Below are 19,829 nucleotides of genomic sequence, written 5' to 3' on the forward strand. Positions count from 1 at the left end.
GGTCGGCGGGCTGCGCGGCGCGGCCGGTCGCGGCGGCGGCCGGAGTGCTGAGTCCCAGGGAGGCGAGCACCGCGAAGAACGCGGTGAGGAAGACGGTCCACAGTGTCTTGACCTTGAAGGCGGCCATGACCCCTCACTTTCGGATGTGTGTCTCGGACGGGGTTTCGGGTTGCGCTTCGAGTTGCGCTTTTGGTCGGGGCGATCTACATACCTTCCTCATGATGTGTACGCATCTGGGGATTCCGAGGAGCTACGCCGTCACTGCGCAGTTCTTCGGATGAACACCACTCGTACGGTCCAACCGGCCCCGACACCCCCTCGGCACAACGGCGTGTAGGAGGAAGAGCCATGGCCCAGCGGACCGTCGGTACTGCCACGGATGAAGCGGCCGGCCGGGAGGAGGTCAGCTCCCAGCAGTGGCGATGGTCCGTCCTGGCTGGTATGGCGTCCTACCTGGACGCGGGGTCCATCGTGGCCCTCGGCGCCGGGCTCGCCCTGTTCCAGTCGTATCTGCATCTGAGCAGCACGGTGGTGGGGGCACTCGCCGCGATCGGTCCCAACGCGATCGGCTGCGCGATCGGCGCGTTCATCGGCGGACGGCTGGGCGACCGGCTGGGCCGTAAGCGCATCTACAAGTACGACCTGCTGGTGTACGCGGCCGGTGTGCTCTGTGTCGCGCTCTCCTTCGACTCCGTGATGCTCTTCCTCGGGGTCTTCGTCATCGGCGTCGCGGTCGGCGCCGACGTGCCCACCTCGCTGGCGCTGGTCGGCGAGTTCTCGCCGCCGAAGTCGCGCGGCAAGCTGCTCGGTTTCACCCAGGTGGCGTGGTCGGTGGGGCCGGTGGTCGTCCTGGTGCTCGCCCTCGCGCTCGCCCCGCTGGGGCTGCTGGGCATCCGGATCGTCTTCCTCCACCTCCTCGTCGTCGCCCTGGTCACCTGGGCGCTGCGCCAGGGGCTCACCGAGTCGCCGCGCTGGCAGGCCGCGTCCGCCGCCGCCGCGGCGACCGGGACGACGGCGTGCCACGGGGTACGGACCCTGTTCACCGGGGCCCATCTGCGGGCGCTGATGTGGACGGGGAGCATCTACGTCTTCTGGGGGCTGGCGGCCGGGACGGCGGGCATCTTCACGCCGTACTTCGTCAAGACGCTGCACGCCGGCGGCCAGGCGGCGGGCGTGGCGCTGTCCTGCGGCGGCTTCGTGATCAGCATCGCGATGACCGTGCTGGTCTTCATGCGGCACGCGGACGGCACGTACGCGACCCGCAGGCTGCTGTGGGGGATCGGCTCCGTGATGCAGATCGTCGCGTACGGGCTCTTCGTCTTCCTGCCGTTCACGATCCCGGTGATCGTCCTGAACATCGTGCTGTTCAGCGCGGGCGGCGCGCTCGCGGGCGAGGCGTTCTACAAGGTCTTCAGCCAGGAGCTGTTCCCCACCATGCTGCGCGGGACGGCGCAGGGCTTCACCTTCGGGGTGGCGCGGATGTGCCTCGGCGTCTGGAGCTTCTTCGTACCGACGCTCGCGCAGGTGGGGCTCGGCGCCGTGGGCGGTCTGCTCTCGCTGTTCCTGCTGATCAGCGGGGTGATCGGATACCTCTTCATGCCTGACACCTCCGGGAAGACGCTGGAGATGATCGAGGCGGAGCGTGCCGCGGCGTGATCATGGGCAGGAATGCGGGCATGAGCGACGAAAAGGACATGCCCGAGGGTGCGGGCGCGGGAGCGCGCGAGGTCCTGGCCCGGTTCACCGAGCCCGCGGCCACGTACACACCGCTGCCGATCTGGTGGTGGAGCGGCGCGGAGATCACCCGGCCGGGGCTGCGGCGGCAGATGACGGAGCTGCTCTCGCAGGGCGTGCGGCAGGCCGTGGTGATGTGCCTGGCACCCACCGGTCCGATGTTCGGCTCGCTCGCCGACGATCCGCCCTTCCTCAGCCCGCGGTGGATCGAGCTGCTGGACGGTGCCTGCGAGGACGCGCGGGAGCTCGGCTTCCACCTGTGGATGTACGACCAGATCGGCTTCTCCGGCGCCAACTTCCAGGGCAGGCTGACCGCCGTACGGCCGGATTTCGCCGGGCTCGCCCTGCACCGGAGGCCCGACGGGGTGATCGAGGAGCGGGTCAGCGGCTTCGACTACTTCGGCGTCGAGGCGTGCGCCGCCCTGCTCGACCAGGTGCACGGCGAGCTGGAGCGCCAGGTGGGGCACTGGTTCGGCACGGTCATCCCCGGGTTCTTCCAGGACGAGCTGCCGCCGATGCCGACCTGGGGGCGGGACTTCGCGGCCTCGTTCGAGAAGGCGTACGGATACGACCTGCTGCCGCTGCGCTCGGCGCTCTTCTCGGGCGCCCGGTATCTCGGGGCCGCGAGCCGGGACGCGGCGCGGGTGCGCCGGGACTACCACGCGCACCGGGCCACGCTGGCGCGCCGGGCGTTCTTCGACCCCCTGGACGACTGGTTCGCCGAACGGGGGCTGCTCTGCGGCTTCGACCAGGCGTCCCCGGCGCGGGAGGGCGACCCGGTCGGCGGGGTGCTGCTCTACGGCGACTACCTCTCCACCCATCGCGGGTACGGGGCGCCCGGCAGCGACCACTGGGGCGATCCGAAGGCGCACAGCTCGCTGGCGCACGCGCACGGCGGCCGGCGGACCTGGATCGAGGCGTTCCACTCCACCGGCTGGGGCGGCACGCTGGAGGAGACGTACGACTGGCTCGCGCCCTTCCTGCGCCGGGGCGCCAACCTCTACGACCCGCACGCCGTGTACTACTCGACGGCCGGCGGCTGGTGGGAGTGGGCCCCGCCGTCCACCTGCTGGCGTCAGCCGTACTGGCCCTCGTACCACCAGTTCGCCGGGGCGGTGACCCGGCTCTGCTCGGTGCTGTCGGGCGGTACGCATGTGTGCGACACGGTGCTGCTCTCCCCGACGAGCACCGCGCAGGCGTATCTGACGCTGGAGGGACCGCTGCCGCCCGCGCGCCGCGCGGTCGCCGCGTACCACGAACTGAACGGGGTGAGCGCCTGGTTCGCGGAGCGCCGCGGGGTGCTGGAGCGGGCCGGGACGGACCACGACACGCTGGACGAGGCGACCGTCGCGGGCGGTACGGTCACCGCCGACGGCGGGCTGCGGATCGGCCACGAGACGTACCGCAACGTGGTGATCCCGGACGCGGCGCTCGTCGACGAGGCGGCGGAGTCGGTCCTCGCGGAGTTCGCGCGCGCGGGCGGCCGGGTGGTCCGGGTCGGCCGGAGTCCGGTGGGCCCGGCGCTGGCCGGACTCGCGGTACGGGTCGCCACGCCGCGCGACGTACCGGCCGCGCTGGCGGCCGGACCCGTCCGGGTGCGGGCCGACGCGCCGTATCTGCTGCGGCGGTTCGCGGGCGGGGACCACGGCACATGGGTGGTGCTGCTCACCGCGCACGACGAGATCAGCGGTACGAAGGCGCCGATGACGCGGCTGGAGGGGCTGGAACGGCACGACTGGGCCGACGCGGGCTTCCCCTGGGACGAGTACTGGCGCCAGCTACGGGAGGACGGCTACGACTTCGTGCCGCCGGGCGACCGGCGCGCGCGGGTCACGGTCGAGGGCCTGCCGCCGCTGCGGGCGCAGCGCTGGGATCCGCGGACGGGGGCGCGTACGGAGCTGACGGTGGCCGACGAGGGCGACGGCGCCTTCTGGACGGTGGAGGTGGACTTCGCGGACGGCCCCGTGGCGCTGCTCGTGCTCGGCGCGGAGCTGCCGGACGCCACCCGGGAGCCACTGGGCGAGCCCGTGGGCAGCGTCCCGGTCGCGGGCCCGTGGCGGGCGCGGGCCCGCTCCACGCTGGACAACAGCCATGGCGACCTGGCCGCCGCCGACCGTACGGGCGTCCTGCCGCTGGAGGTCTGGCGCCTGGAGCACCGGGCGGACGACGCCCCCGGCGGTGACTCCGCCGCGGCGGACGACGGCGCCGACGGCAGGGCCGCGCCCGCCGGCTGGCGGCCGGTGATCGCCGGATACGGACCCTTCGCCGAGGTCCGGGATCCCGACGGCGCCTGGCGGCCCGCCCGCTGGTCGCTGTCGCGCGGCATCCACAAGGACCCGGTGCACGAGGGGCCGCTGGGCCCCAAGGGGTACGTACCGGAGGAGTTCCTCGACTGGCGCCGGGTGGACCGGGGCGCGACCGTCGCCGTACGCACCCGGATCGCGCTGCCGGGACCGGCCGGGGACGGGGCGCCGCGGTATCTCGCCGTGGGGTCGGGGGCCGCGCGCCGGGTACGGCTCGACGGCGCCGAACTGCCCGCCGAGGGCGCGGGGTACCAGTCCTTCAGCCCGCTGCCCGCGTACCCGGCGGGGCGCGAGGCCGAGCTGGAGATCGAGTTCACGGCCGAGCGGGACGGGCCGCTGCGTGCCTCCTTCGCCGTGGTCACCGACCCGGCCGCCTACCGCAGACCGGAGTGGCTGACCGGCGCGGCGCCCACCCGTACCTTCCGGCTGACGCAGGTGCCGCAGGACGCGGAGATCCTGGTCGCCTGCGAGGGCGCGTGCACGGTGCTGGTCAACGGCGTCGAGGTGGGCCGCCAGGGCGACTTCAACCCGTACCCGGGCCACCGGGAGATCCGGGTGCACCCCTACGACCTGCGGACGGTGCTGCGCCCGGGGGAGAACACGCTCGTACTGCGGCTGGGCGAGGGCGGGGCCGCGACGGTCGATTCCCGGTCCCTGGACGTGCTCAGCGGTCCGGGCTGGGAGGCGGCCGCGCCGCGCCGGCACCACCAGCGCGACCCGCGCTTCCTCTGCGCCCGGGTCAGACCGCACCCGCTGCCGGGCGCGAGCTGGCTGGAGCCGGGGGCGGCGCAGAACGGCGTCGCCCTGCCCCTGGTGCCCCGGTCCCCGGCGGTGGCGCCCGGCCCCCGGACCGAGTGGCTCCGCTTCCCCGCGCCGCTGGGGACGACCGCGCTGCGGATCCCCACCGGCCTCGATGTGGCGGTGACGGCGGCGGGCCGCGCGTACGGTCCCGGGGCGGACGGCCGGATCCGCTTCCCCGCCCCGCTGCCCGCCCGCACGGAGATCCTGCTGCGGGTCACCGCGACGGACGGCCGCAGCGGCGGCGCCCTGCTGGACACGGCGATCGAGGCGGAGGTCGCCGAGGCCCCGGCGGAGCTGGTGGCCTGGGAGGAGCTGGGGCTGCGCGCGCTCGGCGGCGAGGTCCGCCACCGTACAGTCTTCCCCGCGCCGCCCGCCGGCCGGGTGGTGCTCGACCTCGGCGAGGTGCGCGGCACGGCGGATGTGCTGGTCAACGGCGCGCTGGTCGACCGGCTCGTCTGGGGCCCCTGGCGCACCGAGATCACCGGCGCCCTGCGCCCCGGCGACAACGACCTGGAGATCGTGGTCCGCTCCACCCTCGCGGGCTACCTGGACGACGCGTCCCCGACGATGGCCGTGGCCGCGGGCCAGGTGCGTACGGGCCTCTTCGGACCCGTACGACTGACGCGGTACGCGACGTGACCCGGCCCGCGGCGGCCGTCCCTGCCGCGATGCGGTGGGCCGCCCGTCAGTAGCGGACGGCCCCGTAGTCGATCGGCGCGGCGGGGTAGGTCGCGGCGCGGCGGCCGAGGCCGCGCATCCGTTCCCGCATCTCGTCGGCGGGGAGGTGGTGCAGATCGCCGTGGCCGGGCAGGACCCACTCGAAGGTCAGCTCCTCGGCCCCGCGGGCCACCGACTCGGCGAGCGTCCTGATCGAGTCGTAGACGACGCTGTGGGCCACTTCGAGGGTCGCCTGCGAGTTGGACCAGAAGAAGGAGTCGCCGCTGAAGCAGAACTTCTCGTCCGCGATGAAGAGCGTGGAGCCCGCGGTGTGCCCGGGGAAGGGGTGGGCGACGACGCCGGGCACGATCTCGACGGGTTCCGTGCCCCGGATGACGTGGTCGGCCGAGGGGAGGGAGTGCAGGTCCCCCTCGTGGATCCACAGCCGGGCCTTGAAGGCGTCGGCGTACTTACGGGCGTGCGCCACATGGTCGAGGTGGGTGATCAGCACATCGGTGATCCGGCCGGCCTTCTGCTCGTAACGGCGGGCCAGCGCGGGCCGCCAGCGCGGGGTGTCGATCATCATCCCGGTGCCGTCGGGGCGGCGCAGGAGGTACGAGGTCGCGCCGTACGTCTGCGGGGAGGCGTGCCCGCAGAGGAACACGGTCGCGTCGTCGTCCAGGGCCATCGGGTACGGGTCCGAGCCCTCGTCCCACCGATCGGCCGGCGGGTGCACCGACCGGGTGGGGCAGGCGTGCGCGGCCCGGTACATCAGCTCGACGTCGGCCGCGGTCTCCGGCTGGCGGACGACGGTCGACAGGCCGCCGTACTCGCCGCCCTCGGTGTAGCCGATCATGCCGGGGGCGATCTGGCGGGCGATGTTGCAGTTCAGGCAGCGGTCGTCGACATGCCAGCCCTGGTCGGTCTGAGGTGTGGTGCTCATGAGCTCCGCTCTCGGTGAGGGGAACGCCCGGCGTCCGGGCGTTCGGTCTGATGGATTACGGGTACGGGCGGACGCCGTACGTCAGTCGGCGGTCGGGGAGGAGACGGCATCGCCGTCACAGGTCGAGGACCAGCCGGGGGCCGAGGGAGCGGGAGACGCAGATCATCATCGTCTCGCCGGAGGCGCGCTCCTCCGCGCCGAGCACGGAGTCCCGGTGGTCGGGCACGCCCTCCAGCACCTCGGTCTCGCAGGTGCCGCAGATGCCCTCGGCACAGGAGTACGGGACGTCCGCCCCGGCCTCCTGAACGGCCGTCAGCACGCTCTTCCCGGACGGAACGCGCAGGGCGCGACCGGACCGGGAGAGGACCACCTCGAAGGCGTCGCCGCTCCCCGTCCGCCCCGCGTCGCTCCTCCCCGTCCGCCCCGCGTCCCCGTGCCCCGCCGTCGACTGCTCGGCCGTCCCCCGCCCCGCCGTCGGCTGCTCCGCGGCCCGGAACCGCTCCACGCGCAGCGCCCCGGCCGGCCACGCGCGGCACCGCTCCTCGACCGCGGCCAGCAGCGGCTCGGGGCCGCAGCAGTAGACGAGGGTGCCGGGCTCCGGCTCGCCGAGGTGGCCGTCGAGGTCGAGCAGCCCGTACCGGTCCTGGGGCCGGACGGCCACCGCGTCCCCGTAGCCGGACAGTTCGTCCAGGAAGGCCATCGAGGCGAGCGTCCGGCCGCCGTACAGCAGCCGCCACCGCGCCCCGGCGGCCTCGGCGGCGGCGACCATCGGCAGCAGCGGGGTGATCCCGATGCCGCCCGCCACGAACAGATAGCGGCCGGCCGGCCGGAAGGCGAAGGTGTTCCGGGGCCCGCGCACCCGCACCGGCGCCCCGGCGCGCAACACGTCGTGCGCGTACGCCGATCCGCCCCGCCCGCCCGCGACGCGCAGCACACCGACGCGCCACGACGACCGGTCGGCGGGGTCACCGCACAGGGAGTAGCTGCGGACCCGCCCGTCGCCGAGCAGCAGATCGACATGGGCGCCGGGCTCCCACCGGGGCAGCGGTCCGCCCCCGGGGTGACGGAGGGTCAGGGCGGCCACGTCGTCGGCGGGTTCGGCCCGTTCCGCGACGACGAGCGACAGCTCGCCGTCCGGGGTGGAGGGATGGCTCACGGTGGTTTCCCGCTTTCACAGGACCGGAGCGACAGCCATGTCACCGCAGAGGCCGGCGCATGAGCTGACGCTGGAACAGTCAGGTCATGGGCGCGCGACGGAAGGCATGGCGACGGACGGCGTTTCCCGGAACGAACCCTACCGGCCGCACGACAGGGGCGTTGCCGAATCGTTACCTTCGGAATGCAGAGCGAACGTCGATTTCCAGCCACACACCCGCCCGAATACCGATCATCATCCGGGTTAAACCTTTCCCCGGAATGATCATCGCATCGAGTTAACGCCACCGGTTTTTCTGGACCAACCGGGTGCACCGGCCGTTACTGTTCCCAGGCATCTCGACGGATTCCCGGATGTTCACCCCTTTCCCTTTCCTCCATTCCCCTTGCCCTTTTCCTCTTTCCCGGTGCCGCGCAGCCCCGTCGGCCACCGCCTTCACGAAGGAGAGCGCGCCCGATGACTGCTGAAACCGGCCAGGAAGCATCTCTGGAGCTGCCCCCGCAGTCCAGCCTGGGAACGGCGGCGGCCCGCAACCTCGCCACCACGACCAAGTCCGCCCCGCAGATGCAGGAGATCTCCTCCCGCTGGCTGCTGCGGATGCTCCCGTGGGTGGAGACCAAGGGCGGCGCCTACCGGGTGAACCGCCGGCTGAGCTACACCGTCGGCGACGGGCGCGTGGAGTTCGTCCAGGACGGCGCCGTCGTCCGGGTGATCCCGCGCGAACTCGGCGAACTGGCCCTGCTGCGGGGCTACGACGACGTGGAGGTGCTGACCGCGCTCGCCGGCCGGTGCGTCCAGCGCGACTTCCGGGCCGGCGAGACGCTGGTCGAGCACGGCGCGCCCGCCGACCGGATCCATCTGATCGCCCACGGGCGCGTGAACCGGACCGCCCCCGGCAAGTACGGCGAGGACATGGTCGTCGGGGTACTCGCCGACGGCGACCGGTTCGGCGACGACGCCCTGCTGGACGCGGACGCCCGATGGGAGTCCACCGCCACCGCCGAGACCGCCGGCACCCTGCTCACCCTGTCCCGCGCCGACTTCGCCGCCGTGACGTCCTCGGCGCCGGGCCTCCAGGCCCACGTCGAACGGTTCAGCTCGCTCCCCCTGCAACGGCAGAATCGTCACGGCGAGGCCGAGATCGCCATGTCGGCCGGCCACACCGGAGAGCCCGCGCTGCCCGGCGCGTTCGTCGACTACGAACTGAACCCGCGCGAGTACGAACTCTCCCTCGCCCAGACGGTTCTACGGGTCCACACGAGGGTCGCCGACCTCTACAACGGGCCGATGAACCAGACCGAGGAACAGCTCAGGCTCACCATCGAGGCGCTGCGCGAGCGCCAGGAGCACGAGATGATCAACAACCGGGAGTTCGGTCTGCTCCACAACGCCGCCTTCAACCAGCGCATCCAGACCCACGCAGGCCGGCCCAGCCCGGACGACCTCGACGAACTGCTCTGCCGCCGCCGCGGCTCCAAGTTCTTCCTCGCCCACCCGCGGGCGATCGCGGCGATCGGGCGTGAGTTCAACCGCCGCGGCCTCTACCCGACCCATGTCGACCTCGGCGGCCAGCAGGTCCCGGCGTGGCGCGGCGTCCCGATCCTCCCCTGCGGCAAGATCCCCATCACCAAGGAGAAGACCACCTCGATCCTCGTCATGCGCACCGGCGAGGACAACCAGGGCGTCATCGGTCTGCGCCAGACGGGGCTCCAGGAGGAGTACGAGCCGGGTCTGTCGGTGCGGTTCATGGGGATCGACGAGAAGTCGATCATCTCCTACCTGGTCACCACGTACTACTCCGCCGCCGTCCTCGTGCCGGACGCGCTCGGCGTGCTGGAGAACGTACAGATCGCCGGCAAGCACGACTAGGGCCTCTCGTCCGGATCCGGCCGGGGTTCCGTGCCCCGGCCCGCCACCCGCGCCCTCCGGAACGGAGCGGGCCGCAACGGAACGGAGCGGGCCGGAACGGCCGTGCCCGGCAGCCGCGACACCACGTAATCGCCCCACCCACGCCCCCACCCCCGCACGCAGCAGACACCCCCCACGCCCGCCCTCAAGGGAGCCATGGATGCCCGACCCTGAGCTCTTCCCCGTGCAATCGAGCCTGCCCACGGCCGCTTCCCACTTCGGGGCCCACGTCCTCGCCGACGCCGCCCGCGCCCTCAAGGCCGCGACCGACGCCCCGCCGCCGGCGACCCCCTTACCTGTCGTGGACGTCCCGCCCTCCGTGGACGTCCCGCCCTCCGTGGACGTCCCGCCCTCCGTGGACGTTTCGCCCGCCGCCGATGTGGCGCCCTCCGTGGGCGTCCCCGCCGACGAACTGCGGCGGATCCTGGGCGGCCCCAGCGGCCTCGGTACGGCGAGCCTGCGCTTTGCCCCGCGCGAGGTGCCACCGGCGCTGCCGCCGACGCCAGCCCCCACACCCGCCCCCGCCCCCGCGTCGTCACCGGCGGAAGGCATCCCGATCCCGGGCCTCTACCACCACCCGGTGGCCGAGCCCGACCCCGTACGGGTGGCGGAGCTCAGCGACAGGATCAAGACCTGGGCCGTGGAGGAGGTCGACCTGTTCCCGGAGGACTGGGAGGACCAGTTCGACGGCTTCTCCGTGGGGCGCTACATGGTCGCCTGCCATCCGGACGCCCCCACCGTCGACCATCTGATGCTCGCCACGCGCCTGATGGTCGCCGAGAACGCGGTGGACGACTGCTACTGCGAGGACCACGGCGGCTCGCCCGTCGGCCTCGGCGGACGCCTGCTGCTGGCGCACACCACCCTCGACCCCCTGCACACGACGGCGGAGTACCAGCCGCAGTGGGCGCGGTCGCTCCATTCGGACGCGCCGCGACGCGCCTACCGCTCCGCGATGGAGTACTTCCTCCAGGAGGCCGGCCCCTCCCAGGCCGACCGCTACCGGCACGACATGGCCCGGCTGCACATGGGCTATCTCGCCGAGGCCGCCTGGGCCGAGCAGGACCATGTCCCGGAGGTGTGGGAGTACCTGGCGATGCGCCAGTTCAACAACTTCCGCCCCTGCCCCACCATCACCGACACCGTCGGCGGCTACGAACTCCCCGCGGACCTGCACGCCCAGCCCGCCATGCAGCGGGTCATCGCGCTGGCGTCGAACGCAACCACCATCGTGAACGACCTGTACTCGTACACGAAGGAACTCGCGTCCCCCGGCCGCCATCTGAACCTGCCGGTGGTGATCGCCGAACGCGAGAACACCTCCGACCGCGAGGCGTACCTCAAGGCGGTCGAGGTCCACAACGAGCTGATGCGCGACTTCGAGACCGCCGCCGCGGCCTTCGCCGCCGCCTGCCCCGTCCCGAGCGTGCAGCGCTTCCTGCGGGGGGTGGCCGCGTGGGTCGACGGCAACCACTACTGGCACCAGACCAACACCTACCGCTACAGCCTGCCCGACTTCTGGTAAGAAGAATGGATTCACCTGTGACCAGCACCGAACTCACCACCACCGGCTCCTCCGTCTTCATCCCCTCCCCCGCGACGCCCTACCAGGGGGACATCGCCCGCTACTGGGACGGCGAGGCGAGGCCCGTGAACCTGCGGCTCGGCGATGTCGACGGCCTGTACCACCACCACTACGGCATCGGGGACATCGACCACGACGCCCTCGGCGACCCCCAGAACAGCGCGTACGAGAAGAAGCTGATCGCCGAACTCCACCGGCTGGAATCGGCACAGGCCGAACTCCTCCTGGACCACCTCGGCACCGTCGGCCGCGACGACACCCTCGTGGACGCCGGGTGCGGCCGCGGCGGCTCGATGGTGATGGCCCATCAGCGCTTCGGCTGCAAGGTCGAGGGCGTCACCCTCTCCGCCAAGCAGGCCGAGTTCGCCAACCGCCGCGCCGGCGAACTCGGCATCGACGACCATGTCCGCGCCCGCGTCTGCAACATGCTCGGCACCCCCTTCGAAACCGGCCAGGCCGCGGCCTCGTGGAACAACGAGTCGTCCATGTACGTCGACCTGGACGACCTCTTCGCCGAGCACTCCCGCGTCCTCGCGACCGGCGGCCGCTACGTGACCATCACCGGCTGCTGGAACCCGCGCTACGGCCAGCCGTCGAAGTGGGTCTCCCAGATCAACGCGCACTTCGAGTGCAACATCCACTCCCGCCGCGAGTACCTCCGCGCCATGGCCGACAACCGACTCGTCCCCCAGGCCGTCGTCGACCTCACGCCCGCGACCCTCCCCTACTGGGAGCTGCGGGCGACCTCCTCCCTGGTCACCGGGATCGAGGAGGCGTTCATCAACTCGTACAAGGACGGCTCCTTCCAGTACGTCCTGATCGCGGCGGACCGCGTCTAGCACCGCCGTTCCGGTCGGGCCGAGACCGGAGCCGGAAGCCGGAAGCCGAAGCCGGAAGCCGGACATCAACGTGAGAGTGCCTTCCGGGCCGGGCGGTGACCCTTGTCGAAGGGTTCCGCCGGCCCACCGGAAGGCACTTTCCGCGTACTCGGGGCACCGGTTCCCGTTCCCCATCCGAGAGTGTACGTTCGTACGCACTCGGGTTAGGGTCACCCACATGACTCTCGACACCGAGGCGCGCCCCAGCCGCGCCGAGCAGCGCGCACGGGCCGCCGTGGCCGTGCTGTTCTTCACCAACGGGGCGCTGTTCGCCAACCTCCTGCCGAGGTATCCGCAGATCAAGGCCGATCTCGGGATCAGCAACAGCACCTACGGACTGGCGGTCGCCGCGTTCCCGGCCGGGGCCATCGTGGCCGGTCTCGCGGCCGGGGTGCTCGTCCGCCGGTTCGGGTCGGCCGGGGTCGCCGTCGCGGGCACCCTGCTGACCGGGGTGGGCATCCTCGCGGCCGGTCTCGCCGGGTCGGTGGGGCTGTTCGCCGCCGCGCTGTTCCTGGCCGGGGCGATGGACGCGCTCACCGATGTCGCGCAGAACGCGCACGGTCTGCGCGTACAGCGCCGCTACGGGCGCTCCATCATCAACGCGTTCCACGCGATCTGGTCCATCGGCGCCGTCACCGGAGGGCTGATGGCCGCGGGTGCGATCACGCTGGGCCTGTCACGCGGACAGCATCTGACGCTCTCGGCGGGCGTCCTCTCCCTCGCCGCCGTGGCCGCCTGGCGGTTCTGTCTCCCCGGGCCGGACAGCGCGCCCGAGGAGGCCGACGCCGCGCGGGAACGGTCCGCGGGAGGTACGGGCGGCTTCCCCCGTACGGGATATGTGCTGGCCGCCCTCGTCGTGATCGCCACGGCCGGCACGCTGGTCGAGGACGCGGGCAGCTCCTGGGCCGCGCTGTACCTCTCCGACGCCCTGAAGTCCTCCGCGGCCCTCGCGGCCTGCGGTTTCATCGCCCTGGTGGGTGCCCAGTTCATCGGCCGGATCATCGGTGACCGGCTCGTCGACCGGTTCGGTCAGCGCACCGTGGCCCGCGCCGGCGGACTGATCGCCGCGGGCGGCATGGGGCTGGCGCTGGCCGTGCCGACGCCGGCGGGAACGATCCTGGGATTCGCCGCGGCCGGTTTCGGGGTGGCGACGCTCGTCCCCGCGGCGATGCACGAAGCCGACGAGCTGCCCGGCCTCAAACCCGGTTCGGGGCTGACGATCGTCTCCTGGCTGATGCGGCTGGGCTTCCTGGTCTCGCCCCCGGTGGTCGGGTACGTCGCCGACACGACCAGTCTGCGGGTCGGGCTGCTGGTGGTGCCCCTGGCCGGGCTGTCGGTGGTCCTGCTCGCGCGGGTGCTGCGGCCCCGGCGGAGCTGAAGCATCGTCCGGCGCCCGCGACACGGGAGAGCCCGTGGGATGCGGTGTCAGGTCCGCACCCCACGGGCCGTTCGGGAACCACCGTCAGACGGTGGTGATACGGGTCACCGCCCGCAGGGTCAGCGCGCGGTCGTGCGGCGCGCCGTTGTCCAGTGCCCGGTGCAGCGTGAGCCCCTCGATGAGCGCGTCGAGCTGCCGGGCGGTGTCCGGGTCGAAGTGCCGTTCCAGCAGATGCCTGCTGCGGCGCATCCACGCCTGGGTCAGCACCTGGTACTCCGGGCGCCGCGCGGCGAGGGTGTACAGCTCCTGGGTGAGGACCAGATCGCGGCCGGGCCCCTCGGAGAGGGTGTGCACCAGGTCGGCGACCGCCTCACGCGCCTGCTCCGGGCTGTCCGCACGGCCCAGATGCTCCTCGAAGACGGCCACGATCCGGTCGGCGAAGCGCGTGAACGCCTCACGCAGCAGGTCGTCCATGCCGGTGAAGTGGTACGTCATCGAGCCGAGGGGAACGGCCGCGCGGGCGGCGACCTTACGGTGGGAGACGCCGGCCACGCCCTCCTCCGCGATCTGGTCGAGGGTCGCGGCGAGGATCCGCTCGCGGCGCTGCGGGTCCGTGTGTCCGGTGGCCACCCGACGCCCCTCAGACGGTACGGATCGGGCGGGCCGGGTTGCCGACCGCGACGACGTTCGCGGGGATGTCCCGGGTGACGACCGCCCCGGCGCCGATGACGCTGTTGTCCCCGATGCTCACCCCGGGGCAGACGACGGCGCCGCCGCCGAGCCAGACGTTGTCCCCGATCGTGATGGGCAGCGCCGCCTCCAGCTTGTCGCGGCGCGGCCCCGGCTCCACCGGGTGGGTCGGGGTGAGGAGTTGGACGTTCGGCCCGATCTGGCAGTCCTCGCCGATGGTGATCGGCGCGACGTCCAGCGCGGTGAGGTGGTAGTTGACGAAGGTGCGGGCACCGATGGTGATGTTGCTGCCGTAGTCGACGTACAGCGGCGGCCGCACCTCGACGTCCTGACCCACCGCCGCCAGCAGCTCCGCCAGGACCTCCCGCGCCTCGCCCGTCTCCTCCAGGAAGACGGCCTGGTAGCGGGCGGCGAGCCGCATCGCGCGCCGCTGTCTGCTCGCGATCTCCGGGTCGTCGGCGATGTAGAGGTCACCGGCCTGCATGCGCTCCAGGTTGGTGCGCGGGTCGTCAGCGAAGTAGTCCGTCGGCATGCCGCCGACCCTACCCGGCGAAGCGTACGAACGTACACTCGGATCACGTCCGGTCGTCGGGCGACGGCATCGCCACCCCCGGGACGGCCGTCGCGGACCGGCCCCGGTGAACACCACGGCCCGCGCCGTGCCCGGCCGGCCGGTCCCCACCACGCGAAAAACCTCCCCTGACCGCGTTTCCGCAGGTCCGAGGAGGTATGGAAAGTGGAGCCTAGGGGAGTCGAACCCCTGACATCTGCCATGCAAAGACAGCGCTCTACCAACTGAGCTAAGGCCCCGGGGATGGGCGGGTACACCGACCGGCAGAGACCGGCTCTCCCATCACCGGGCACCAGAGTACCGGGTGTACCGGGGGATCCCGCAAAACGATTGGGGCTCCCCGTGCGCGACCACGCTCCGTAAGATGCCCCACGAGGTTCGCAGCAGTGAAGCTGCCGCATTGGGGAAGCGATGGGGAGACGCGCATGGATGCCGCACAGCAGGAATCGACTGCCAGAGCCAGAGAGCTCCAGAGAAGCTGGTACGGAGAGCCGCTGGGGGCGCTCTTCCGCCGGCTCATCGACGACCTGGGTCTGAACCAGGCACGGCTCGCGGCCGTGCTGGGACTGTCGGCGCCGATGCTCTCGCAGTTGATGAGCGGCCAGCGCGCGAAGATCGGCAACCCCGCGGTCGTCCAGCGCGTGCAGGCGCTCCAGGATCTGGCGGGCCAGGTGGCGGACGGCAGCGTCAGCGCCGGAGAGGCCACCGACCGGATGGAGGAGATCAAGAAGTCCCAGGGGGGCTCCGTCCTGACGGGTACCAGCCAGACGACGAACAGCTCGGGCGCGCCCACCGTGCGCCGGGTCGTCCGGGAGATCCAGTCCCTGCTGCGGTCGGTCGCCGCGGCCGGCGACATCATAGACGCGGCGGACGCCCTCGCCCCGACCCAGCCGGAACTGGCAGAGTTCCTCAGGGTCTACGGTGCGGGGCGCACCGCCGACGCGGTCGCCCATTACGAGGCGCACCAGAACTAGGCACGGAACCAGAGCGACAGGCGACGAGCGGTACGGGCAGGGCGGGGCGGATGTCCGCCGGACACGACGACGGGGAGCGAGCGCGGCGCCATGGGTGAGGTCTTCGCGGGGCGGTACGAGCTGATCGACCCGATCGGCCGCGGCGGTGTGGGCGCCGTCTGGCGCGCCTGGGACCACCGGCGCCGCCGCTACGTGGCCGCGAAGGTCCTCCAGCAGAGCGACGCGCACACCCTGCTGCGGTTCGTCCGCGAGCAGGCGCTGCGGATCGATCATCCGCATGTCCTCGCCCCGGCGAGCTGGGCGGCGGACGACGACAAGGTCCTGTTCACCATGGACCTGGTGACGGGCGGGTCGCTGGCGCACGTCATCGGCGACTACGGGCCGCTGCCGCCCCGCTTCGTCTGCACCCTGCTCGATCAGTTGCTCGCCGGTCTGGCCGCGGTGCACGCGGAGGGGGTCGTGCACCGCGACATCAAACCGGCGAACATCCTGCTGGACGCCACGGGAACGGCGCGGCCGCACCTGCGCCTCTCCGACTTCGGCATCTCCATGCGCAAGGGGGAGCCGCGGCTGACGGAGACCAACTACGTGGTGGGAACGCCCGGTTACTTCGCGCCCGAGCAGTTGCTGGGCGCGGAGCCCGACTTCCCCGCCGATCTCTTCGCGGTGGGCCTGGTCGCGCTCTACCTGTTGCAGGGTCAGAAACCCGACGCCAAGGCCCTCGTCGAGCACTTCGCGGCACATGGCACCCCGGGGGCTCCGCAGGGCATCCCGGAGCCGCTGTGGCAGGTCCTGGCGGGGCTCGTCCAGCCGGACCCGAACGCCAGGTTCCGTACGGCCACGGGGGCGCGCAAGGCGCTGACGGCGGCCGTGGATCTGCTCCCCGAGTCCGCGGAGGACGAGGAGCCGGTCGAGATCTTCGACCAGATCGGTCCGCTGCCCCAGGGGTTCGGCCCCTCCGGCCCCGTCAAGAAGCCGGAACCCGAACCGCTCCCCGAGCCGAAGCCCGCCCCCGTACCCACCGCCCCCGCACCCGCACCGGAGCCGGGAGCCGGCCCCGAGCCGACGCCGCCTCCGGCCCCGGCCCCGGCCGCTCAGCGACCGGGGCTCGCCCCGGCCCCGGAACGCGCCGAGCCGTCCCCCGCGCCCCCGCCCACCTCCATGTCGGAGACCGGCAGCTTCCATCTCCCCCCACCGCCGGTCCTGCCGCAGCAACCTCAGCCCCAGCCCCAGCCCCACCTTCAGCCCCAACAGCCCCACGTTCAGGCCCAGTCGTACCCCTCAGAAGCCGATCTGGCCCACGCACAGGCGCGGACCGCGGCCGTACGGCAGGACTACAGCCTCACGCGCCCCTACACCGCCCAGAGCCCCTCCCTGCCCCAGCAGGCCCCGCCGCCGCAGCCGGCGCACCGTACCGTCGCCCACCACGCGCCCCCCAGGCGTCCGGGACCGCCCCCGAAGGTGACGATCCCGGTTCTGCTGCTGGCGCTGGCCTGCTTCGCGGTCGGCTTCTGGGCGCTCACCCAGGTCTGACCCCTCACCCAGGTCTGGCCCTCACCCGGGCCCGGCCGCGCCGCCCCCGTCCGGCCGGGTCGCGGTCAGCGGGCCGCCACGCCGCCGCCCCGCCGTGCGAGCAGCGTCCATACGCCGAGCCCGAGCACCAGCACCGTGCCCGCGCCGATCCCGCCCGCCGCGACCAGCGCCATCATGTCGCTCCGCGCCTCGTCCGGCGCCGCCTGCCCGGCCGAGGCCGCGTCCCGGTCGTCGCCGGTCACGGCGAACAGCCCGGCCGGCCCGTCGTACCCCGGCCCCGTCTTCGGCGTGCCCTTGACGTCGACCCGCAGCGTCAGCCCGTACGGCTTCTCCCCGAAGGTCTTGCCGACCTCCGGGTTGAGGCTGATCCGCAGGTAGTACCAGCCCGCGAACCGCATGTCCTGGTCGCCGGAGCGGTAGCCGAAGCGGTTCTCGTACGCCACCGGCGGCAGCGGGTCGAGGTCCGCCGTCTTCTGCCTGCCGTCGTACGAGAGCGAGCTGCTCCCGGACACGTACCCGAGCGCCGGGTTGTACAGGGACACCCCGAGGGCGCCGCTCACGAACCCGTCCCCGTCCGAGCTGCCGAGGTCGGCACTGGCGAAGAGCTGCTGCCCCCAGTCGACGGGCACCCGGTAGAAGAGCGATTCCCCCGGCTCGATCTTCGTCGACCACTCGCCCGACACCAGCCCCCTGGCGTCGGTGAAGCCGTGGCCCCCCGCCCGCTCGCGCACGGTGCCCACGACCGGCTCGGGGGAGGCGCTGGGCCACCGCGAGGGCGCCTGGGTGGGCCCGGTCGCCTTGAGCCCCGGCTCGGTGACGTGGCGGATCTCCAGCTCCCAGGGCGCGGCCGAGGAGGTCTCCTCACTGGTCCGCTCGATGACCACGTAGTAGGGACCCGACTCCTGGCAGGTGGACGAGCCTTCCTTGATCACCCGGTAGGCGTAGGCGGCGAGCGGCCGGGCGAACTCCCCCTGCGTACCGAAGTTCGAGTAGTTCGAACTGCACTCGGTGCCCTGGCGGTTCTGGAGCGACACCTCGATCTTGTCGCCGAAGGCGACCTTCGTCCCGGCCCCGGGAACGGCCACCGCGGAGACGTAGTCGCTCGTGCCCTTCGTCAGGTCGAGCCGGTAGAGGTGCTTCTCGCCCGGCTTGATCGCGTCGCGGTAGACGGCGCCGCCCTCCAGGGTCCGCGCCTCGCTCGTGGTCGTCGCGCCGGTGATCTGCCGCACGTCCGGCTCGAAGGCGTACGGGGCCGGCCCGCCCGCCGCCCAGACCTGCCCCGGCAGCGCCAGGACCGCGCTCACGGCCGCCGCCACGCACATCACCGACGTCGCGGCCGACGCCACCCGGCCCCTGCTGCGCTGCCCGTTCACGCGCTCGTCCCCCTGCCTCTGCCCGCTGCCACGTTCCGTCTGCGAGGGCCCATCCTGCCCCGGCGGCCGTACCGCTGTCTGCCCGCGGACGGGCTCCCCGGCCCCCGGGCAGCACGAAGCCCCGGCCGCTCAGCGACCGGGGCTCGCATCAGGACTGCTGCGTCTCACACACCCGAACCTGCGGGCACGGAGTCGGTCGCCTCCGTCCACAGATCCTGCTCGGCGCGGTCCGCCTGGATCTGGCGGTACACGAGGAGCCCGCCGATGGCAGCCAGTGCGACCAAGAGAAGCTTCTTCACCGCGCGACCTCGTCTTTCCTTGACGTAGGGGACTTCTGGCGCCCGACTATACACACCGATCGATATCGATCGGTGACCTGTCCGCACCCCAACTCCCGCCTTCGTCAGGGCCGGACACCGACAGTAAAAGAACGGAAGAAGCGGGTGACGAACCGCGTAACGAATCGTCCAATGCGATCGGCCCGTACGGAGTGATCCGTACGGGCCGATACAGGCGGTGGGGCTAACAGGATTTGAACCTGTGGCCTCATCCTTATCAGGGATGCGCTCTAACCAACTGAGCTATAGCCCCGCGCTGCCCCTGAAGATTAGCGCACTTCAGGGCCAGCCCCAAAATCGATGCCCGGTCCTCACTCGTCCTCGGCGAGCGTCAGCTCGACGCCGCCCACGAAGCCCGCGGAGAGGTTGTAGATGAAGGCCCCGAGCGTGGCCAGCGCGGTCGCCAGCACCACGTCGATCACCGCGATGACCGAGGTGAAGACGAGCACCCTCGGCAGCGACAGGAACGACTGGAGATCGAACCCGTTGCTCTCGTTGGACCCGGTGGCCTCACTGATCGTCCCGCCGACGGTCGAGAAGACGCCCATGGCGTCCATGACCATCCACAGCACCGCCGCCGCCACGATCGTGCAGAGGCCGAGCGCGATGGAGAGCAGGAAGCTGACCTTCATGACCGACCACGGGTCGGCCTTGGAAACCCTCAGCCGCGCCTTGCGCGTCCGGGGCGTGGTCCGCGCGCCCGTCCTCGGCAGACGCACCGCCGAGGCGGCGGCGGGTCCCGTCGTCGGTGCGGCGGATCCGCCACCCCCGGCTGTCCCGGTGGCGGAAGGGGCAGATGTCACGGAAGCTCCCTGTTGGCCCTGCTGTCCGGCCGGCTTGGATCCCTGTCCGGCTTGAGTGGCTCCGCCGACGCCCGGAGAGGGGTACGCCTGCGGCGGGTGGTACGGCTGAGCGGCCGGCTGCGGCTGCCCAGCGCCATAGGTCTCGTACGGGGGCTTGTTCCCCCGGGTGTCGGTCACCGTAACCCCCTGGGAGTCCGTGGCAGG

General features: G+C 72.3%; 15 protein-coding genes and 2 tRNA genes. 8 read left to right on the plus strand and 9 right to left on the minus strand.

Going from position 1 to position 19,829, the window contains the following annotated elements; all coding sequences use genetic code 11:
• The first annotated feature begins 348 nt into the window (after positions 1–348).
• Both ACFXPK_RS22505 and ACFXPK_RS22510 read left to right on the plus strand, forming a co-directional pair.
• The gene (locus ACFXPK_RS22505; RefSeq protein WP_385078007.1) at positions 349–1,656 is read left to right on the plus strand and encodes an MFS transporter; all 1,308 of its coding nucleotides are present in this window, start codon (positions 349–351) and stop codon (positions 1,654–1,656) included.
• Positions 1,657–1,676: 20 nt separating this feature from the next.
• The gene (locus ACFXPK_RS22510; protein WP_385078010.1) at positions 1,677–5,477 is read left to right on the plus strand and encodes a hypothetical protein; all 3,801 of its coding nucleotides are present in this window, start codon (positions 1,677–1,679) and stop codon (positions 5,475–5,477) included.
• A 46-nt stretch (positions 5,478–5,523) separates the two neighbouring features.
• Here ACFXPK_RS22510 and ACFXPK_RS22515 read toward each other — a convergent pair whose 3' ends face one another.
• Together ACFXPK_RS22515 and ACFXPK_RS22520 are read right to left on the minus strand one after the other, a co-directional pair.
• Positions 5,524–6,438 (minus strand): MBL fold metallo-hydrolase, encoded by a 915-nt coding sequence (locus tag ACFXPK_RS22515; RefSeq protein ID WP_384995549.1) that lies wholly within the window; start codon positions 6,436–6,438, stop codon positions 5,524–5,526.
• Positions 6,439–6,553: 115 nt separating this feature from the next.
• Positions 6,554–7,594: a PDR/VanB family oxidoreductase gene (locus ACFXPK_RS22520; protein ID WP_385078014.1), complete on the minus strand. Its 1,041-nt coding sequence runs from the start codon at positions 7,592–7,594 to the stop codon at positions 6,554–6,556.
• Between the two features lie 456 nt (positions 7,595–8,050).
• Here ACFXPK_RS22520 and ACFXPK_RS22525 point away from each other — a divergent pair, with 456 nt between their 5' ends.
• From ACFXPK_RS22525 to ACFXPK_RS22540, 4 genes are all read left to right on the plus strand, one after another.
• Entirely contained in the window at positions 8,051–9,463 is a 1,413-nt protein-coding gene (locus ACFXPK_RS22525; protein ID WP_385078016.1) for a family 2B encapsulin nanocompartment shell protein, read from the plus strand.
• Between the two features lie 199 nt (positions 9,464–9,662).
• The gene (locus ACFXPK_RS22530; RefSeq protein WP_385078019.1) at positions 9,663–11,027 is read left to right on the plus strand and encodes a family 2 encapsulin nanocompartment cargo protein terpene cyclase; all 1,365 of its coding nucleotides are present in this window, start codon (positions 9,663–9,665) and stop codon (positions 11,025–11,027) included.
• Between the two features lie 17 nt (positions 11,028–11,044).
• On the plus strand, positions 11,045–11,926 hold the full coding sequence (locus tag ACFXPK_RS22535) for a geranyl diphosphate 2-C-methyltransferase (protein WP_385078022.1): 882 nt from the start codon (positions 11,045–11,047) through the stop codon (positions 11,924–11,926).
• Between the two features lie 217 nt (positions 11,927–12,143).
• Positions 12,144–13,343 (plus strand): MFS transporter, encoded by a 1,200-nt coding sequence (locus ACFXPK_RS22540; protein ID WP_385078025.1) that lies wholly within the window; start codon positions 12,144–12,146, stop codon positions 13,341–13,343.
• 84 nt (positions 13,344–13,427) lie between these two features.
• On the opposite strand, the gene ACFXPK_RS22545 is transcribed toward ACFXPK_RS22540, so the two are convergent.
• The 3 genes from ACFXPK_RS22545 to ACFXPK_RS22555 form a co-directional block, all read right to left on the minus strand.
• Positions 13,428–13,973 (minus strand): TetR/AcrR family transcriptional regulator, encoded by a 546-nt coding sequence (locus tag ACFXPK_RS22545; RefSeq protein WP_384995565.1) that lies wholly within the window; start codon positions 13,971–13,973, stop codon positions 13,428–13,430.
• Between the two features lie 10 nt (positions 13,974–13,983).
• Positions 13,984–14,565 (minus strand): sugar O-acetyltransferase, encoded by a 582-nt coding sequence (locus ACFXPK_RS22550; RefSeq protein ID WP_384995567.1) that lies wholly within the window; start codon positions 14,563–14,565, stop codon positions 13,984–13,986.
• Positions 14,566–14,770: 205 nt separating this feature from the next.
• Positions 14,771–14,843 (minus strand) — tRNA-Ala (locus ACFXPK_RS22555).
• Positions 14,844–15,029: 186 nt separating this feature from the next.
• On the opposite strand from ACFXPK_RS22555, the gene ACFXPK_RS22560 reads away from it, so the two are divergent.
• Together ACFXPK_RS22560 and ACFXPK_RS22565 are read left to right on the plus strand one after the other, a co-directional pair.
• Complete coding sequence (locus ACFXPK_RS22560) at positions 15,030–15,578, plus strand: helix-turn-helix domain-containing protein (RefSeq protein WP_384995570.1); 549 nt, start codon at positions 15,030–15,032, stop codon at positions 15,576–15,578.
• Positions 15,579–15,668: 90 nt separating this feature from the next.
• Positions 15,669–17,111: a serine/threonine-protein kinase gene (locus ACFXPK_RS22565; protein ID WP_385078029.1), complete on the plus strand. Its 1,443-nt coding sequence runs from the start codon at positions 15,669–15,671 to the stop codon at positions 17,109–17,111.
• Between the two features lie 65 nt (positions 17,112–17,176).
• Here ACFXPK_RS22565 and ACFXPK_RS22570 read toward each other — a convergent pair whose 3' ends face one another.
• From ACFXPK_RS22570 to ACFXPK_RS22585, 4 genes are all read right to left on the minus strand, one after another.
• Positions 17,177–18,484 carry a hypothetical protein gene (locus ACFXPK_RS22570; protein WP_385078031.1) on the minus strand — a complete coding sequence of 436 codons (1,308 nt, stop codon included), beginning with the start codon at positions 18,482–18,484 and terminating at the stop codon, positions 17,177–17,179.
• Positions 18,485–18,648: 164 nt separating this feature from the next.
• Positions 18,649–18,783: a DLW-39 family protein gene (locus ACFXPK_RS22575; protein ID WP_003958712.1), complete on the minus strand. Its 135-nt coding sequence runs from the start codon at positions 18,781–18,783 to the stop codon at positions 18,649–18,651.
• Positions 18,784–19,001: 218 nt separating this feature from the next.
• Positions 19,002–19,075 (minus strand) — tRNA-Ile (locus ACFXPK_RS22580).
• A gap of 58 nt (positions 19,076–19,133) precedes the next feature.
• Positions 19,134–19,802, minus strand: a complete 669-nt coding sequence (locus tag ACFXPK_RS22585; protein WP_384995578.1) for a DUF3566 domain-containing protein — start codon at positions 19,800–19,802, stop codon at positions 19,134–19,136.
• Positions 19,803–19,829 lie beyond the last annotated feature (27 nt).

Source organism: Streptomyces sp. NPDC059142, assembly GCF_042755665.1.
Classification (GTDB): domain Bacteria; phylum Actinomycetota; class Actinomycetes; order Streptomycetales; family Streptomycetaceae; genus Streptomyces.

Coding starts and splice junctions, on each gene's coding strand:
- ACFXPK_RS22550 (WP_384995567.1), bottom strand. CDS start 14,565: ATGCCGACGGACTACTTCGCTGACGACCCGCGCACCAACCTGGAGCGC.
- ACFXPK_RS22530 (WP_385078019.1), top strand. CDS start 9,663: ATGCCCGACCCTGAGCTCTTCCCCGTGCAATCGAGCCTGCCCACGGCC.
- ACFXPK_RS22525 (WP_385078016.1), top strand. CDS start 8,051: ATGACTGCTGAAACCGGCCAGGAAGCATCTCTGGAGCTGCCCCCGCAG.
- ACFXPK_RS22515 (WP_384995549.1), bottom strand. CDS start 6,438: ATGAGCACCACACCTCAGACCGACCAGGGCTGGCATGTCGACGACCGC.
- ACFXPK_RS22565 (WP_385078029.1), top strand. CDS start 15,669: ATGGGTGAGGTCTTCGCGGGGCGGTACGAGCTGATCGACCCGATCGGC.
- ACFXPK_RS22505 (WP_385078007.1), top strand. CDS start 349: ATGGCCCAGCGGACCGTCGGTACTGCCACGGATGAAGCGGCCGGCCGG.
- ACFXPK_RS22510 (WP_385078010.1), top strand. CDS start 1,677: ATGAGCGACGAAAAGGACATGCCCGAGGGTGCGGGCGCGGGAGCGCGC.
- ACFXPK_RS22560 (WP_384995570.1), top strand. CDS start 15,030: ATGGATGCCGCACAGCAGGAATCGACTGCCAGAGCCAGAGAGCTCCAG.
- ACFXPK_RS22540 (WP_385078025.1), top strand. CDS start 12,144: ATGACTCTCGACACCGAGGCGCGCCCCAGCCGCGCCGAGCAGCGCGCA.